Raw genomic sequence first — 15,602 nt, forward strand, 5'->3', positions numbered from 1 at the left:
GGGGCTCCGCCCCAGACCCCGCTCCTCAAACGCCGGAGGGGCTGGATCTGCCGGAGGGGCTGGAGTTTCCAGCCCCTCCGGTGCTTCAGCCTTCTTACTCCGCCGGCTCCACGCCCGCCCGCAACAACCCGTACGTGTACGCGTCCTCAAGAGCCTGCCACGACGCCGCGATGACGTTCTCCGCCACCCCTACCGTCGACCACTCGCCCGTGCCGTCGGACGTGGAGATGAGGACTCGGGTGGTGGAGGACGTGCCGTGCACGCCTTCCAGGATGCGGACCTTGTAGTCGACCAGGTCGAGCTTGGCGAGTTGGGGGTAGAGCTTTTCGAGGGCTACTCGCAGGGAGCGGTCCAGGGCGTTGACCGGGCCGTTGCCCTCCGCGGTGGCGACGATTCGCTCGCCCTTGGCGTAGAGCTTGACCGTCGCTTCGTTGGCGTGGGAGCCATCGGGGCGGTCCTCGACGATGGCTCGCCAGGACTCGACCTCGAAGTACTTCAGGGGGCGGCCCTCCACCTCGCCGCGCAGGAGGAGTTCGAAGGAGGCGTCGGCGGCCTCGTAGGTGTAGCCCCTGAGTTCGCGCTCCTTCACGCGCTCGACGACCCGGCCCACCAGCGCGCGGTCGCCGCCCAGGTCTACGCCGAGTTCCTTGCCCTTGAGCTCGATGGAGGCGCGGCCCGCCATGTCGGAGACCAGCATCCGCATGGTGTTGCCGACCTGCTCGGGGTCGATGTGCTGGTACAGGTCCGGGTCGACCTTGATCGCGGAGGCGTGCAGTCCTGCCTTGTGCGCGAAGGCCGAGACACCGACGTAGGGCTGGTGGGTGGAGGGGGTGAGGTTCACGACCTCCGCGATGGCGTGCGAGATGCGGGTCATCTCGCGGAGCTTGCCCTCCGGCAGGACCTTCTTGCCGTACTTCAGCTCCAGGGCCGCCACCACCGGGAACAGGTTGGCGTTGCCCACGCGTTCGCCGTAGCCGTTCGCCGTGCACTGGACGTGGGTCGCGCCCGCGTCGACGGCGGCGAGGGTGTTGGCCACCGCGCAGCCGGTGTCGTCCTGGGTGTGGATGCCGAGGCGGGCGCCGGTGTCGGCGAGGACCGTGGCGACCACGGCCTGGATCTGGGCCGGGAGCATCCCGCCGTTGGTGTCGCACAGGATCACGACCGAGGCGCCGGCCTCGGCGGCGGTCCGTACGACCGCCTTCGCGTACTCGGGGTTGGCGCGGTAGCCGTCGAAGAAGTGCTCGCAGTCGACGAAGACGCGGCGGCCCTGGTCCTTGAGGAAGGACACCGTGTCGCGGACCATCTCCAGGTTCTCGTCCAGCGTCGTGCGCAGCGCGAGCTCGACGTGCCGGTCGTGGGACTTGGCGACCAGCGTGATCACCTCGGCGCCCGAGTCCAGGAGCGCCTTGACCTGCGGGTCCTCGCTCGCCTTGCCACCGGCCCGACGGGTCGCGCCGAAGGCGACCAGCTCGGCGTGCCTGAAGTCGATCTCCTGCCGGGCGCGGGCGAAGAACTCGGTGTCCCGCGGGTTGGCGCCCGGCCAGCCGCCCTCGATGAAGCCGACGCCGAAGTCGTCCAGGTGCCGAGCGATGGCCAGCTTGTCCGCGACGGTGAGGTTGATGCCCTCGCGCTGGGCGCCGTCGCGCAGGGTGGTGTCGAAGACGTGGAACGAGTCGTCGAGCTCGCTGGGTTCCGTCATGGTGTCAAGGCTCCTGTGTTGGATCTCGGTCTGTACCGGAATGACCGGCTCCACCGTCCTCCAATGATCCCTCGCGCTCCGCTCCCGGCTTGAGGTGGGCCAGAAAAGCGAAAAACCTCTCGCGGGTGCGAGAGGTCTGCGCGCGGGTCGAGAACGACGGTGTCCGCCCGTACCTGGTCGTACGTGGCGGTCACTGCGGACCGGCGCGCCTGCTGCCAATAATCATGGCGAACGAGAGCACGGGGGCAGTCTGGCACAGCCCCCGTGCTCCGCTCACGGGTGTCTCAGGATGCGGTCGATCACTTCAGACGATCACTTCAGATGACGTACGAACGCGTCCTTGGCGTCGTTGGTGTCGCCTGCCGGGATCAGCGCCGGGTCGCTGGACAGGAACGCGATGCGGCGGGCGCCGTCGGCGATCCGGCCGGGGAGGACGTCGGCCGTGGCCGTGCCGCCGGTGCGGTCCGGGGTGACGAGGGTGGTGGTGTCCTTCCTCAGGTCCCGGACGTAGACGGGATTCTCCGTGCCGTACTGGCTGCCGGGCTCCGTCACCGACGTCATGAACGTGACGTACCGGCCGTCGGGGCTCACGGCGGGGCTACGGGTGTAGGCCTCACCCGCGCCGCCTTGGGTGCCGTGGATGCGCTGGTTCTTGCCGGTGGCGATGTCGTGCACGAAGACGTTCCAGCTGGCGTCGTTGTCGTCGGGGACGAGGTGGGTGTCCCGGGACTCGAAGACGACGGTGCGGCCGTTGCCGCTGATGGACGGTTCCAGGGACTCCTTCTCGGTCCCCGAGCCGTCGTAGGAGCGGTCGATCTGCGTGTACGCGCGCGTGGTGCGGTCGTACATCCAGACGTCGCCCCAGTCGTCGCCGCGCGGGCCGTTCGCGTAGTTGTACTGGTAGACGACCCGGCGTCCGTCGTCGCTGACCGTCGGCTGGAAGGCGTTGCGCGGCTCCCAGGTCGGGCGGGGGTGGCTGATCCGCTCGGTGGTGCCGGCGACGCGGTCGCACAGGAAGACCGCGCTGGTGTTGCCGGCGGTCTCGGTCAGCGTGTAGACGGCGTAGCGGCCGTTGGGGCTGACGGAGAAGGCGCCGGCCGGTCCGGTGAACCCCTCGGGGATCTCGATGCCGAACGCCTTCTGCCCGGGTGTGCCCGGGGTGATCAGGTACGCTTCGTTGTTCTGGTGGTAGACGTAGCTGCCGTCGTTCAGGACCGCCACGATGCCGCCGAAGCCGGCGAAGCGGGTCTTTCCGGTGTGCAGGTCCCGGACGTAGAAGTGAAGGCGACGTAGCGGCCGTTGCGGCTGATCACCACGTTGCCCGTCGCGCCGTTGCCCGCCTTTCCCTCGGGCGTGACGCTGACCGGCTCGGTGTGCGGAGCCCTGGGTGCGGCGCTCGCCACGGTTCCCGTCAGCGCCACCGTGACGGCGACGGCGACGGCCGTGAGCGCGGCGAGCCGCTTGTTCCTGTGCATGGTTGTTCCCCCGCAGTGATCACTGCTTGTCATTGCACTGTCCGCAGGAAGACGTCCGACACCCCGTTGGTGTCTCCCTCCACCAGATCGGGTGATGCCGACTCGAACGCGACGACCGTGCCGTCGTAGTCGACGGACGGGTGCCGGGCCGGGAGGTCGTTGCGGCCGCCCTTGCGGTCGACACTGATGAACTGGGTTTTGCCGGTGGTCAGTTCGCGCAGATACACGGCCTTGCCCCGGACGTACGCGAGGTGGGTGCCGTCACCGGCGAGCGAGGGCTGGGTGCCGCGGACCTTGGTCGTGGTCCGGGCGTCGAGGTCACGGACGTAGATGTCCCGGCCGTGCTGGAAGGCGACCCTGCGGCCGTCCGCGCTGATCGAGGATGCCGACGAGCCGGTGCCGGCCTTCTCCAGGGTGCCGGTGTCCAGGTCGCGGACGTAGACGGCGCCGCCCTGCTCGAAGGCGATGTACCGGCCGCTGTAGTCGATGGACGGGTTGGTCGCCGCCTCGCCCGTGGGCGCGCTGACGACGTCGAGGTCACCGCCGTTGAACTTGAAGCGGTAGACGCGGGGTTGGGGGTGCGGGTCGGCGTCGGTGGCGGGCAGGGTGGCGGCCCAGGTGACCCACTGGCAGGTGGGGTTCACCTGGGGGTGTCCCATCCAGGTGAAGCGGACACCGTCGAGGGACGCGATGGCGGTGACCTTGCCGACCGAGCGGTTGAGGACGAAGACCTCGGGGGCACCGTCCGTCGCATGCGGTGCCACATAGCTGACCATGCGTCCGGAGGTGCAGGGGGTGCCGTCGGACGAGGGTTTCTGCGTACTGGAGTTGACCCCTGAGACGCCGCCGGGCGCGTTGACGAGCACATCGTCGCCCGACGTGAAGGAGACGACGCGTCCGTCCGCCATCACCGGGTCGTGGGACGCCACGGCGAGTTGCCGACCGTCCCGGGGCGTGCTGATCCGTTCGGTGACGGAGGGCATCGGGGGCGGGTTCTTCGCGAGCCCGCCCGAGAAGACGAACACGTCCGCCTCGTCGTTGGTGTCCCCCGGCACCAGGCTGGAAGCCGTCGAAGTGAACGCCACCGCACGCCCGTTGTCGGCCAGCATCTCCGCTCCCGGCGTGGCGTTCGGCGTGAGAGCGGCCCCGCGCAGCCCCGTCCGCAGGTCGCGCACCCGCATGCCGTCCTCGCCCGAGACGACGGCGTACCGCCCGTCCGCGGTGGCCGACGCGGGATTCCCGTCGGCCACCCGCCGGTCCTGGCCGGTGCGCAGGTCGTGGACGTACACACCGCTCTCGGCGTCGAGGAGGACGCGGTCGCCGTCCGCGGTGATGCGGACCAGGAAGGCGGTGCCGAGGTTCTTGTCGACCTGGATCCGCTCGCCCGTCGTCCGGTCCTTGACGAAGACGTCGTTCGGGTCCGTCTCGGAGTCGCTGCGGACGCTGTACGCGACCCGCTCGCCGTCGCCGCTCACCGAGGCCCCGCCCTTGCCGCCCTCCTCGGCCGGCGAGATCAGTTCGTCGGTGCCGGTGGCCGTGTCGCGGACGTACAACAGCCGGGAGTTCTCCGAGCCGTTGCGGTTGCCGATGGTGTACGCGACGTGCGTGCCGTCCGGACTGATCGACTCGATGTGGCCCAACTCGTTGGATCCGGGCGGGTTTTCGGGCCACAGCTTCGTCGAGGTGCCGGTGGCGCGGTCGTACAGGTACGGCGCGGGGAAGCGGGTGCCCGCGGAGAAGGCGACCCGGCTCCCGTCGGCGCTCGGAATCGGTGAGCTGTAGGTGTTTCCGCTGCCGAGGTCGATCTTCGTAACCCCGCCGTCGGCCAGGTCCTTGACCAGCAGGCACGGGGTGAGGCGCGCGCAGCCGAAGCTCGGCGCGTTGGACGTGAACGCGACATGGCGGCCGTCGGCGCTGATCGAGGCGCTGCCCGACGGTCCGTCGGCCTGGCTGCCGTCGGCGGCCGTGCTCGCCCTCTCCACGCGGGGCGCGTGCGATGTGTGCGGTGTGGCGGACGCCGTGGTCGTGGCGTACGCGGTGGTCGCGGCGGTCGCGGTGGTCGCGGCGGACGCGGTGGTCGCGGCGGACGCGGTGGTCGTGGCGGACGCCGTGGTCGCGGTGAGCGCGAGCATCACCGCCGTCCCCAAGCAGACGCCGGACACGCCTGCGGCTCTCGACATGATTCCCCCTGAAGTCCCCGTGGACGCTTCTCCCCCGGCCCTGCGCCGAGGGCTCTCTTCGAGGCAAACGCACCGCCCGCTACAGGGTCAATCGGTCGTGTCGCGTACAACCAGGGCACAACCTCAGACGTCCGCGAGGAGGCTTTCGTCCAGGAACTCCCGTACATGGCCGATAACTTGTGCCCGGTCCGTGCCGCGCAGCCCGATCGCCACGTGGATGGAGAAGCCGTCCAGCAGCGCGCGCAGGCGGGCCGCGAAGCGGTCGGGGTCGACGCGGCGGAACTCGCCCCGGGAGACGCCCTCGGCGAGCAGCGCCACCAGGTCGCGGTGCCAGGCGCCCTCGATGGCGGCCTGCCGGTCGCGGGCGCCCTCGTCGGCGTTCTGCGAGCGGTTCCAGACCTCCAGCCAGAGGGTCCAGTGCGGGTCGCGGTGGCCGTCGGGGACGTACAGGTCGACGTACGCGTCGAGGCGCTCGCGGGCCGTGCCGGCACCGACCAGCAGCCGGCCGCGCTCGGTGCCGAGGCGGCCCTCGCTCCACTCCAGGGCGCGCAGCAGGAGCTCGTCCTTGGAACGGAAGTAATAGAGGAGGTGACCGCTGCTCATGCCGACCTCGCGGCCGAGCGCCGCCATGGTGAGCTGCTCCAGACCGCGCTCGGCGATCATGCCCATGGCTGCGGCGAGGACCTCCTCGCGCGGCGGCGCGTTCTTCCGCGCACCGACCATCGCCCGTCTCCCTAGACCCTCGGCTGCTGTTGCGTGATGCAGTGGATGCCTCCCCCACCCGAGAAGATCGTACGGGCGTCCACCGGCGCCACCGTCCGCTCCGGGAACAGGCGCCGGAAGATTCCGGCCGCGGTCTCGTCCCGCGGGTCGTCGAAGGCGCACAGCACCACGCCGTCGTTGCAGAGGTAGTGGTTGATGTAGGAGTAGTCGGCCCAGTGCCCGTCGGCCTCCAGGACGGTGGGGGCCGGCACCTCGACGACCTCCAGGGCACGGCCCCGGGCATCCGTCGCGGACTTCAGGATGCCGATCGTCTCCTTCGTCACCTCGTGGTCGGGGTGCGCGGGGTCGGGCTGGTGGTGGGCGACCACCACACCCGGGCGGGCGAACGCGGCCACGATGTCCACATGGCCCAGCGTCCCGAAGCCGTAGGGCGGGTAGTCGCCGGTCAGGCCGCGCGGCAGCCAGATCGCCTTGGTGGTGCCGAGCTTGGCGTGGATCTCCGCCTCGACCTGCTCGCGCGTCCAGCCGGGGTTGCGGCCTGCGCCGAGCTGGACGGTCTCGGTGAGCAGGACCGTGCCCTCGCCGTCGACGTGGATCGCGCCGCCCTCGTTGACGAGTTTCGAGGTGTACGTCTTCGCGCCCGCGAGGTCCGCGACGTACGAGCCGATCTTCGCGTCGTGCTCCCAGCGGGCCCAGCTCTGAGCGCCCCAGCCGTTGAACGTCCAGTCCACGGCGGCCAGTTCACCGTTGCCGTCGGTGACGAACGTGGGCCCGATGTCCCGCATCCACGCGTCGTCCAGCTCACGCTCGGCCAGTTCGACGTCCGGGCCGAGCAGCTCGCGCGCCGACTCGCCCTGACCCGGCCCGTGCACCATCGTCACCGGTTCGAAGCGACGCACGGCACGGGCGACGGAGGCCCAGGCGATGCGCGCCTCCGCCAACTCCTCGGCATCGGAGAAGGTCGGGTTGGGGCCGGGCCAGGCCATCCAGGTGCGCTCGTGCGGGGCCCACTCGGGCGGCATACGGAAGCTCATCAGAAGTCCCAGGTTCTAGAGGAAGTACAGGCGGTTGAGGGAGACGGACTCGGCCGGTTCGGAGCGCAGCGGCTCGCCGTCGAGGGTGACCAGACCGGTGCGCTGGTCCACGTCGACCGCTCCGGTACGGGAGTTGAGGCGCAGGTCGGCCGGTCCGATGCCCCGGGTGCCGCGAACGGCCACGCGCCTGCGCCGAGTCGGCATCGAGTCGTTGCCCTGGTCGAGGGCGGCCTGGGCGACGAAGGCCACGGAGATGTCGGCGGGCGTGGAGCCGTGCGCGCCGAACTGCGGTCCCAGGACGAGGGGTTCGCAGGTGTCGGTGGCCGCGTTGGGGTCGCCGACCACGCCGTACGCCGGGAACCCGGACTTCAACACCAGCTGCGGCTTGGCGCCGAAGTACTCGGGGCGCCACAGCACGAGGTCGGCGAGCTTGCCGGCCTCGATGGAGCCGACCTCGTGCGAAAGGCCGTGTGCGATGGCGGGGTTGATGGTCAGCTTGGCGATGTAGCGCAGGACGCGTTCGTTGTCGTGGTCGTCCGGGGCGCCGAGTTCGGCCTTCATCTTCCCGGCCATCGCGAAGGTACGGCGGACGGTCTCACCGGCCCGGCCCATGCCCTGCGCGTCCGACGAGGTGATACCGATCGCGCCCAGGTCGTGCAGCACGTCCTCGGCGCCCATCGTCCCGGCGCGGATGCGGTCGCGGGCCATGGCCGCGTCGCCGGGCAGGTCGGTCTTCAGGTCGTGGACGGAGACGATCATGCCGTAGTGCTCGGCGACCGCGTCCCGGCCGAAGGGGAGGGTGGGGTTGGTGGACGAGCCGATGACGTTCGCGACTCCCGCCATCTTCAGGACGTTCGGCACGTGTCCGCCGCCGCAGCCCTCGATGTGGAAGGCGTGGATCGTGCGGCCGTCCAGCACGCGCAGGGTGTCCTCGACCGACAGGCACTCGTTCAACCCGTCGCTGTGCAGGGCGACTTGGACGTCGTACTCCTCGGCGACCCGCAGAGCGGTGTCCAGGGCGCGGGTGTGGGCGCCCATGTCCTCGTGCACCTTGAAGCCGCTGGCCCCGCCTTCGGCGAGCGCCTCGATCAGCGGGGCGTCCGAGGACGACGAACCCCGGCCCAGGAAGCCGATGTTGACCGGCCAGGCGTCGAAGGCGTTGAAGGCGTGGCGCAGCGCCCAGGGCGAGTTGACGCCGACGCCCCACACCGGGCCGAACTCCTGCCCGATGATCGTCGTCACGCCGGACGCCAGCGAGGCCTCCATGATGCGCGGTGACAGCAGATGGACGTGCGTGTCGACGGCACCGGCGGTGGCGATGAGCCCCTCGCCGGACACGATCGAAGTGCCCGTACCGACGACGACGTCCACCCCGTCGAGGGTGTCGGGATTGCCGGCCCGCCCGATCGAGCAGATCCGGCCCTCCCGGATACCGATGGACACCTTCCGGATGCCCTGCGCCGCGTCGATCACGACGACATTGCTGATCACGACGTCGCAGGTCTCGCGCACGGCGGCGGCCTTGAGGTGCAGTCCGTCACGGGCGGTCTTGCCGAAACCGGCCAGGAACTCGTCGCCGTAGCGCTGGGAGTCGGACTCCACTCGGATCGTCAGGCCCGAGTCGCCGAGGCGGACGCGGTCGCCGGCGCGGGGGCCGTGGGTGGTGGCGTACGCGTAGGGGTCGATGCTCATCGCTCTGCCCCCAGATATCCGCAGGCGGCGGCCCTGCGCAGCGCCTCGTCCCGCGCGCCGGGCGCGTCCAACGGTCCGTCCACGAGCCCCGCGAAACCGATGGCGATCCGCTCGCCGCCGATCGGCAGCAGACCGACCTCGACGCTCTCGCCCGACCCGAAGCGGACGGACGATCCGGCGGGTACGGCGAGCCGCATGCCGTAAGCCTCGGCGCGGGGGAAGTCGAGGCGCGGGTTGGCCTCGAAGAAGTGGAAGTGGGAGGTGACGGAGACGGGGACGGTCGCGGTGTTGGTGACCGTGAGCCGGACGACCGCCTCGGGCTCGGCGTGCACGGGCCCCGGCAGCAGCGCGCCCGGAGCCCGGTTCCCCAGGCTGCCGCCGATGGGGTCGGAGACGACCGCGAGGCGTGAGCCGTCGTCGAAGACGGCCTCGACATGCACCTCGGTGACGACGTCGGCGACACCCGGCAGGACGTCGTCCGGCCCCAGGACCGACCGAGCACGCTCGATCGCGCAGGCCAGTCGAGCACCGTCACGAGCCGCCTCGCACACCGTGTCCGCGATGAGCGCGGTGGCCTCCGGCACGTTGAGCCTCAGGCCGCGCGCCTTGCGGGCGCGGGCCAGTTCGGCGGCCGAGAACAGCAGCAGCCGGTCACGTTCCGTGGGGGTCAGTCTCACGACACGGCACCTCCTAATAATTTAGAGCACCACTCTAAACGGCAGATTCATGGAACGGAAACATTGACGCACGAGCTTGGCACGGGTCACATTGAACGCCGATCTAAAAAACTTGGCGGCCGTCGAAGGGGACCCACCATGCCGATAGAACAGCGCGGAGTCGACACCATCCCCGATGAGGAGCGCACCAGCGGTCCGCAGGACCTCGTGTCGATCCTGCTCGGCTCCAACCTCTGTCTCGGCGTGATCATCTTCGGCTGGCTGCCGCCGTCCTTCGGGCTCGGCTGGTGGGACTCGGTCGGCTCGATCGTCGCGGGCACGGTGGTCGGCACGCTGTTCACGGCCCCACTGGCGCTGGTCTCCCTGCGCACCGCGACCAACCTGTCGACGTCGTCCGGCGCCCAGTTCGGGGTGCGGGGGCGGCTGGTCGGGTCGGTCGTGGGCCTTCTCCTCGCCCTCGGCTACACCGCGCTGACCGTGTGGATCGGCGGCGATGTGATGGTGGGTGTGCTGGGGCGGCTGTTCGGGCTGCCGGCGGGCGGCGGCTCGTACGCCGTCGTGTACGGGCTGCTCGCGGCGGCGACCGTGGCGGGCGCGGTGTACGGCTACCGGGTGCTGCTGGCCATGTCCCGCGTTCTCTCCATCGGCATGACGGCGCTGCTGATCCTGGGCGTGATCGCGTACACCCCGCACTTCACGACCGGCGCGCTGCCGGAGGCGGGCGGGTATCTGCTGGGCGGGTTCTGGCCGACGTGGTGTCTGGCGGCGGTGGCGGCGGGACTGTCCGGACCGGTCGCGTTCATCACCCTCCTCGGTGACTACACGCGCTACATCTCCCCGGCCCGCCACACCTCACGCCGGGTCCTGCACGCGACCTGGCTCGGCCTGATCGCCGGCCTCCTGGTCCCCCAGCTCTTCGGCACCTTCACGGCGTACGCGGCCCACGCGGCCCTCGACTACGCGGGCCCGCTGGTGCAGGCCTCCCCCGGCTGGTACCTGGTCCCGCTGCTGCTCGCCGCCTCCGCGGGGTCGGTCGGCAACGCGGGCCTGATGCTCTACTCCATGGGCCTCGACCTGGACGCGATCCTGCCGCGCGCGTCCCGGGCCCGGGCCACCTGCACGGTCGCGGTCGTCGCCACGGTCTGCGTCTTCGTCGGCCACTACGCGTGGAACGCCCAGTCCGCGATGACGTCCTTCGTCCTGCTCCTGACGGCGATCGGCACGCCGTGGGCGGTGATCACCCTGATCGGTTTCGTCCGTTGCCGGGGTGTCTATGATGCGGACGCCCTCCAGGTCTTCAACCGCCGCTCCCAGGGCGGGATCTACTGGTACCGCGCCGGCTGGAACGCCCCCGCGACGGTGTCCTGGGCGATGGGCGCGGCGGTCGGTCTGCTCGCGGTGTCGTTGCCGTCGTACGAGGGGCCGTTGTTGTCGATGACCGGCGGGGTGGACTGCAGTTTCCTGTTGTCGGGGGCGGTCGGCGGCGCGGGGTATCTGGTGCTCGGCCGGCGTCCGGCGGTTCAGCGGGGTGTCGCCTCGTCCACGTCGGAGACCCAGCGGGCCTCGGCGGTGTCGTAGCGGACCGGGTCTTGGGTGGTGTGCGTCAGGCCGAGGGCGCGGACCGTGCCCGGCAACCCACCGTGCCACGGCGAAGCCCGTCCCTGGACAGGGACGGGCTTCTTCGTCAACTCCGCACGTCGTCCTCCGGAGGTCAGCCCAGCTGGTGCATCCACCCGTGCTTGTCCTCGGCCGTGCCCCGCTGGATGTCGAGAAGGGCCTCACGGAGGCGGACGGTGACCTCGCCGGGCTCGCCGCCGGACTGCTGCCACTCGGCGCCCGTCCGCTTGACCGTGCCGACCGGGGTGATGACGGCGGCGGTGCCGCAGGCGAACACCTCGGTGAGGCTGCCGTTCTCCGCGTCGCGTTGCCACTGGTCGACCGAGATCCGGCCCTCCTCCGCGGTGTAGCCGAGGTCGCGGGCGACGGTGAGGAGGGAGTCGCGGGTGACGCCCTCCAGGATGGAGCCGGTGAGGGTCGGGGTGACGATCCGGTCGCCGTACACGAAGTAAAGGTTCATGCCGCCCAGTTCCTCGACCCACTTGTGCTCGACGGCGTCGAGGTAGCAGACCTGGTCGCAGCCCTTGGCGGCGGCCTCGGCCTGGGCGAGCAGGGAGGCCGCGTAGTTGCCGCCGGTCTTGGCGTCGCCCATGCCGCCGGGGACGGCGCGGACGCGGTCCTCGGAGAGCCAGATCGACACCGGCCGCACTCCGCCGGGGAAGTAGGCGCCGGCCGGCGAGGCGATGACCAGGAACAGGTACTCGTTGGCGGGCTTCACACCGAGACCCACCTCGGTCGCGATCATGAACGGGCGCAGGTAGAGGGACTCCTCGCCGCCGTGCGCCGGGACCCACGCCTCGTCCTGACGCACGATCGCGTCACAGGCCTCGATGAAGGTCTCGACCGGCAGCTCGGGCATGCCGAGACGGCGGGCGGAGGCCTGGAAGCGGCGGGCGTTCTTCTCCGGGCGGAAGGTGGCCACCGAGCCGTCGGGCCGGCGGTACGCCTTGAGGCCCTCGAAGATCTCCTGCGCGTAGTGCAGGGTCATGTTCGCGGGGTCGAGGGAGAGCGGGCCGTACGGCACCAGCTGGCCGTCGTGCCAGCCGCGGCCCTCGGTCCACTTGATCGTCACCATGTGGTCGGTGAAGTGGCGGCCGAAGCCGGGGTTCGTCAGAATCGCGTCGCGCTCGGCGGCGGAGAGTGGCGAGGCCGAGGGCTTGAGCTCGATGGTGGGCGTCGTCATGAGTAGGTGTCCTTCACCGGTTGTGTAGTGACGGGCCGCGCTCACGCCCGCTACTGCCAGTGGCCAGTGTTAGGACGTCCGAGCATTCCCTCATACCGCGGCTCCGCGTTCGATTATCGCGCGCGGGCTGCCGTGGACAAAAACGGCGTGAATGCGACCCAGAGGATGATGGTGGCACCCGGCGGGGACATAGCGAAAGCCGCCGGGTGCGGATGCGACCCGGCGGCTTCGAAAGACTGCGAGAGTTTTTCGAGTGAGTCGGCGGGTCAGCCGGCTACTCGTACGGACAGCGCGTCGCCGATCTCCGACGTGCTGCGGGCGGGCTTGCCGGTGCGCTCGGCGAGGTCGGTGGCGACCGCCTCGTCGATGCGGGCGGCCTCGGCCTCGTAGCCGAGGTGACGCAGGAGCAGGGCGACGGACAGGACCGTGGCGCTGGGGTCGGCCTTGCCCTGGCCCGCGATGTCCGGCGCCGAGCCGTGCACGGGCTCGAACATCGAGGGGTACTCGCCGCTCGGGTTGATGTTCCCGCTGGCGGCGACGCCGATGCCGCCGGAGACGGCCGCGGCGAGGTCGGTGATGATGTCGCCGAAGAGGTTGTCGGTGACGATCACGTCGAAGCGGGCCGGGTCGGTGACGAGGTAGATCGTCGCCGCGTCGACGTGGATGTAGTCGGTGGTGACCTCGGGGAACTCCTCGGCCACCTTGTTGAAGACGTTCGTCCACAGGTGACCCGCGAAGGTCAGCACGTTGTTCTTGTGGACCAGCGTGAGCTTCTTGCGCGGACGGGCCTGGGCGCGGGCGAACGCGTCCCGGACGACCCGCTCGACACCGAACGCCGTGTTGACGGAGACCTCGGTGGCGACCTCGTGCTCGGTGCCCTTGCGGATCGTGCCGCCGTTGCCCGTGTACGGGCCCTCGGTGCCCTCGCGGACCACGACGAAGTCGATCTCCGGCTCGCCGGCCAGCGGGGTGGCGACACCCGGCAGCAGCTTCGACGGACGCAGGTTGACGTGGTGGTCGAAGGCGAACCGGAGCTTCAGCAGGAAGCCGCGCTCCAGGACACCGGACGGGACCGACGGGTCGCCGATCGCGCCGAGGAGGATCGCGTCGTGCTGCTTGAGGGAGTCCAGGTCGGCGTCGGTGAGGGTCTCACCGGTGGCGCGGTAGCGCTTGGCACCGAAGTCGTACTCCCGGGTCTCCAGCTTCACATCCTGCGGAAGGACGGCGGAGAGGACCTTCAGACCTTCGGCCACGACTTCCTGGCCGATGCCGTCCCCGGGGATCACTGCGAGATTGATGCTGCGAGACATGTCGGCACCCTACTCCTCGTCCCATGGGATGACACGAGGTGTCCGCGATACGGACAGCCATGGGCCGCCGGGAAGGAGCGGGCGCCAGCCGTTCGACATGCGTTCACCCTTACGCATGGCCCCCGTTGAGGTTCACTGGGAACTTCATCGACATGGAGACACCCGACGTCGGCATCCCGGAACACCTCGCGGCCCGGATGAGCATGGCCGAGCAGTACGAGTACCTGCGCACCAAGCTGTCCCGGCGCCGCACTCTGGTGACCGCGGGCGCGGTGGCGGGCGGGCTGCTGACGGGGTGCGCCGGTACGGGAACGACCGACGGCAGGGCGAGCGGCCCGGCCGCACCGAGCAGCCCCGCCACCTCGAAGGTGCCCGGCGCGGTCGTCACCCCCTTCGGCCGCCATCTCGCCTTCGGCGCCGACCCGAAGTCGCAGATGCGCGTCTCCTGGCAGGTGCCGTTCGCGGTCAAGAAGCCGTACGTACGCGTCGGCACGAAGCCGGACGACCTGGGCCGCAAGATCAGCGCCGAGATCCGTGACCTGCACACCCCGGGCCTCACCGGCGTCCGCTCCGCCCTGGAGCAGTACTACGTGCACGCGGCCCTGGACGGCCTGCGCCCCGGCACCACGTACTACTACGGCGTGGGCCACGACGGCTTCGACCCGACCGCACCCGCGCACCGCTCGACCATCGGCTCCTTCCGTACGGCGCCGGCGAGCCCGGAGAAGTTCGTGTTCACGGCCTTCGGCGACCAGGGCGTGAGCCAGGCCGCGGCCGCCAACGACCATGTCCTGCTGCGCCAGAAGCCCGCCTTCCACCTGCACGCCGGCGACATCTGCTACGCCGACACCAACGGCCGGGGCGAGAAGGGCGACGGCTACGACCCCGGCTACTGGGACCTGTTCCTCAAGCAGAACGAGTCGGTCGCGAAGTCGGTGCCGTGGATGGTGACGACCGGCAACCACGACATGGAGGCCTGGTACTCGCCGGACGGCTACGGCGGCCAACTCGCCCGCTGGTCCCTCCCGGACAACGGCTTCGACCCGCACACCTCGCCGGGCGTCTACGCGTTCACGTACGCCAACGTCGGCTTCGTCGCGCTGGACGCCAACGACGTGTCGTACGAGATCCCCGCCAACTTCGGCTATTCGCAGGGCAGGCAGACCGAGTGGCTGGACAGGAAGCTGGGTGAACTGCGCGCGGCGAAGGGCGTCGACTTCGTGGTCGTCTTCTTCCACCACTGCGCTTACTCGACCTCGGCCCACGCCTCCGACGGCGGGGTGCGCGACGAGTGGCTGCCGCTGTTCGCGAAGCACGAGGTGGACCTGGTGATCAACGGCCACAACCACGTCTACGAGCGCACGGACGCCGTCAAGGGCGACAGGGTCGGCCGGGCGGTGCCCATCGGCGCGTCGACCGATCCGACGAAGGACGGGATCGTCTACGTCACCGCGGGCGGCGGCGGCCGTGACCTGTACGGCTTCCCGTCAGGCGTGAAGGAGAGCTACGAGGGGCACGTCACGCGGCACGACTCGGTCGACACCTTCCAGTGGACCAGGTCGCACGGCTCGGCCCAGGAGAGCGTGGAGTGGTCGCGGGTCCGCTACCGCGGCTTCTCCTTCCTCTCGGTGGAGGTGGAGAGCGGTACGAGGCCGGTCCTGAAGGTCTCGGCGCTCGCCCAGAGCGGCGAGCGCATCGATCACTTCGAAGTGCGGCGCGGGAGCTGACCCCCGCGCCGCACCCCTTGCGGGCGGCTCCCGGCTTATGGGTGTGCGCTCGGCTTATGGGCGTGCGCTCAAGAGTCGCGCCCAGACGTCACGTCGGCTCAGTGGCCGGTCTCGCCGCCGTTGTCCCTGCGGTCGAGGGCGCGCTGGAGGGCTGCGGCGGCGTTCTTGCGGTCGGACTCGCTCGTCCGGGACGTGTGACGGACTCGGCGGCGTGCGGTCGTCTCGGCCATGAGAAATCGACTCCTTCGACATCAACGGAGTGCGGGAATGGGGGGATTCGAGACG

At 70.3% G+C, this 15,602-nt stretch carries 13 protein-coding genes; 2 read left to right on the plus strand and 11 right to left on the minus strand.

Annotated features, from left to right (window positions below; all coding sequences use genetic code 11):
- Nucleotides 1-94: 94 nt before the first annotated feature.
- From cimA to ureA, 8 genes are all read right to left on the minus strand, one after another.
- Nucleotides 95-1,699, minus strand: a complete 1,605-nt coding sequence (gene cimA, locus M2283_RS33415) for a citramalate synthase (RefSeq protein ID WP_280880195.1) — start codon at nt 1,697-1,699, stop codon at nt 95-97.
- 312 nt (nt 1,700-2,011) lie between these two features.
- Nucleotides 2,012-2,920, minus strand: coding sequence for a TolB family protein (locus tag M2283_RS33420; RefSeq protein WP_280880196.1), 909 nt, complete (start codon nt 2,918-2,920; stop codon nt 2,012-2,014).
- The gene (locus M2283_RS33425; protein ID WP_280880197.1) at nt 2,908-3,174 is read right to left on the minus strand and encodes a hypothetical protein; all 267 of its coding nucleotides are present in this window, start codon (nt 3,172-3,174) and stop codon (nt 2,908-2,910) included. Before M2283_RS33425 ends, M2283_RS33420 begins: the two co-directional genes overlap by 13 nt.
- A gap of 29 nt (nt 3,175-3,203) precedes the next feature.
- Nucleotides 3,204-5,354 (minus strand): TolB family protein, encoded by a 2,151-nt coding sequence (locus tag M2283_RS33430; protein WP_280880198.1) that lies wholly within the window; start codon nt 5,352-5,354, stop codon nt 3,204-3,206.
- Between the two features lie 123 nt (nt 5,355-5,477).
- Nucleotides 5,478-6,077 carry a TetR/AcrR family transcriptional regulator gene (locus M2283_RS33435; protein WP_280880199.1) on the minus strand — a complete coding sequence of 200 codons (600 nt, stop codon included), beginning with the start codon at nt 6,075-6,077 and terminating at the stop codon, nt 5,478-5,480.
- Between the two features lie 11 nt (nt 6,078-6,088).
- Complete coding sequence (locus tag M2283_RS33440) at nt 6,089-7,111, minus strand: agmatine deiminase family protein (RefSeq protein WP_280880200.1); 1,023 nt, start codon at nt 7,109-7,111, stop codon at nt 6,089-6,091.
- A 15-nt stretch (nt 7,112-7,126) separates the two neighbouring features.
- Nucleotides 7,127-8,803 carry an urease subunit alpha gene (locus tag M2283_RS33445; protein WP_280880201.1) on the minus strand — a complete coding sequence of 559 codons (1,677 nt, stop codon included), beginning with the start codon at nt 8,801-8,803 and terminating at the stop codon, nt 7,127-7,129.
- On the minus strand, nt 8,800-9,480 hold the full coding sequence (gene ureA, locus M2283_RS33450; protein WP_280880202.1) for an urease subunit gamma: 681 nt from the start codon (nt 9,478-9,480) through the stop codon (nt 8,800-8,802). The genes M2283_RS33445 and ureA overlap by 4 nt, the downstream gene beginning before the upstream one ends.
- A 138-nt stretch (nt 9,481-9,618) precedes the next feature.
- Here ureA and M2283_RS33455 point away from each other — a divergent pair, with 138 nt between their 5' ends.
- Nucleotides 9,619-11,058, plus strand: coding sequence for a cytosine permease (locus M2283_RS33455; protein ID WP_280880203.1), 1,440 nt, complete (start codon nt 9,619-9,621; stop codon nt 11,056-11,058).
- Between the two features lie 133 nt (nt 11,059-11,191).
- On the opposite strand, the gene M2283_RS33460 is transcribed toward M2283_RS33455, so the two are convergent.
- Together M2283_RS33460 and M2283_RS33465 are read right to left on the minus strand one after the other, a co-directional pair.
- Nucleotides 11,192-12,280, minus strand: a complete 1,089-nt coding sequence (locus tag M2283_RS33460; protein WP_280880204.1) for a branched-chain amino acid aminotransferase — start codon at nt 12,278-12,280, stop codon at nt 11,192-11,194.
- Between the two features lie 266 nt (nt 12,281-12,546).
- Nucleotides 12,547-13,590 carry a 3-isopropylmalate dehydrogenase gene (locus tag M2283_RS33465; protein WP_280880205.1) on the minus strand — a complete coding sequence of 348 codons (1,044 nt, stop codon included), beginning with the start codon at nt 13,588-13,590 and terminating at the stop codon, nt 12,547-12,549.
- 152 nt (nt 13,591-13,742) lie between these two features.
- Here M2283_RS33465 and M2283_RS33470 point away from each other — a divergent pair, with 152 nt between their 5' ends.
- Entirely contained in the window at nt 13,743-15,317 is a 1,575-nt protein-coding gene (locus M2283_RS33470) for a purple acid phosphatase family protein (protein ID WP_280880206.1), read from the plus strand.
- A 98-nt stretch (nt 15,318-15,415) separates the two neighbouring features.
- Here the strand turns inward: M2283_RS33470 and M2283_RS33475 are convergent, their stop codons facing one another.
- Nucleotides 15,416-15,547, minus strand: coding sequence for a hypothetical protein (locus M2283_RS33475; protein WP_123997543.1), 132 nt, complete (start codon nt 15,545-15,547; stop codon nt 15,416-15,418).
- Nucleotides 15,548-15,602: the final 55 nt, after the last annotated feature.

It is taken from the genome of Streptomyces pseudovenezuelae, from assembly GCF_029892565.1.
Taxonomy (GTDB): domain Bacteria; phylum Actinomycetota; class Actinomycetes; order Streptomycetales; family Streptomycetaceae; genus Streptomyces; species Streptomyces pseudovenezuelae_A.

Excerpts from the sequence above, each read along its gene's own strand:
- cimA (WP_280880195.1), bottom strand. The coding sequence starts at position 1,699 with ATGACGGAACCCAGCGAGCTCGACGACTCGTTCCACGTCTTCGACACC.
- M2283_RS33425 (WP_280880197.1), bottom strand. The coding sequence starts at position 3,174 with ATGCACAGGAACAAGCGGCTCGCCGCGCTCACGGCCGTCGCCGTCGCC.
- M2283_RS33430 (WP_280880198.1), bottom strand. The coding sequence starts at position 5,354 with ATGTCGAGAGCCGCAGGCGTGTCCGGCGTCTGCTTGGGGACGGCGGTG.
- M2283_RS33435 (WP_280880199.1), bottom strand. The coding sequence starts at position 6,077 with ATGGTCGGTGCGCGGAAGAACGCGCCGCCGCGCGAGGAGGTCCTCGCC.
- M2283_RS33440 (WP_280880200.1), bottom strand. The coding sequence starts at position 7,111 with ATGAGCTTCCGTATGCCGCCCGAGTGGGCCCCGCACGAGCGCACCTGG.
- M2283_RS33445 (WP_280880201.1), bottom strand. The coding sequence starts at position 8,803 with ATGAGCATCGACCCCTACGCGTACGCCACCACCCACGGCCCCCGCGCC.
- M2283_RS33455 (WP_280880203.1), top strand. The coding sequence starts at position 9,619 with ATGCCGATAGAACAGCGCGGAGTCGACACCATCCCCGATGAGGAGCGC.
- M2283_RS33460 (WP_280880204.1), bottom strand. The coding sequence starts at position 12,280 with ATGACGACGCCCACCATCGAGCTCAAGCCCTCGGCCTCGCCACTCTCC.
- M2283_RS33465 (WP_280880205.1), bottom strand. The coding sequence starts at position 13,590 with ATGTCTCGCAGCATCAATCTCGCAGTGATCCCCGGGGACGGCATCGGC.
- M2283_RS33470 (WP_280880206.1), top strand. The coding sequence starts at position 13,743 with ATGGAGACACCCGACGTCGGCATCCCGGAACACCTCGCGGCCCGGATG.
- M2283_RS33475 (WP_123997543.1), bottom strand. The coding sequence starts at position 15,547 with ATGGCCGAGACGACCGCACGCCGCCGAGTCCGTCACACGTCCCGGACG.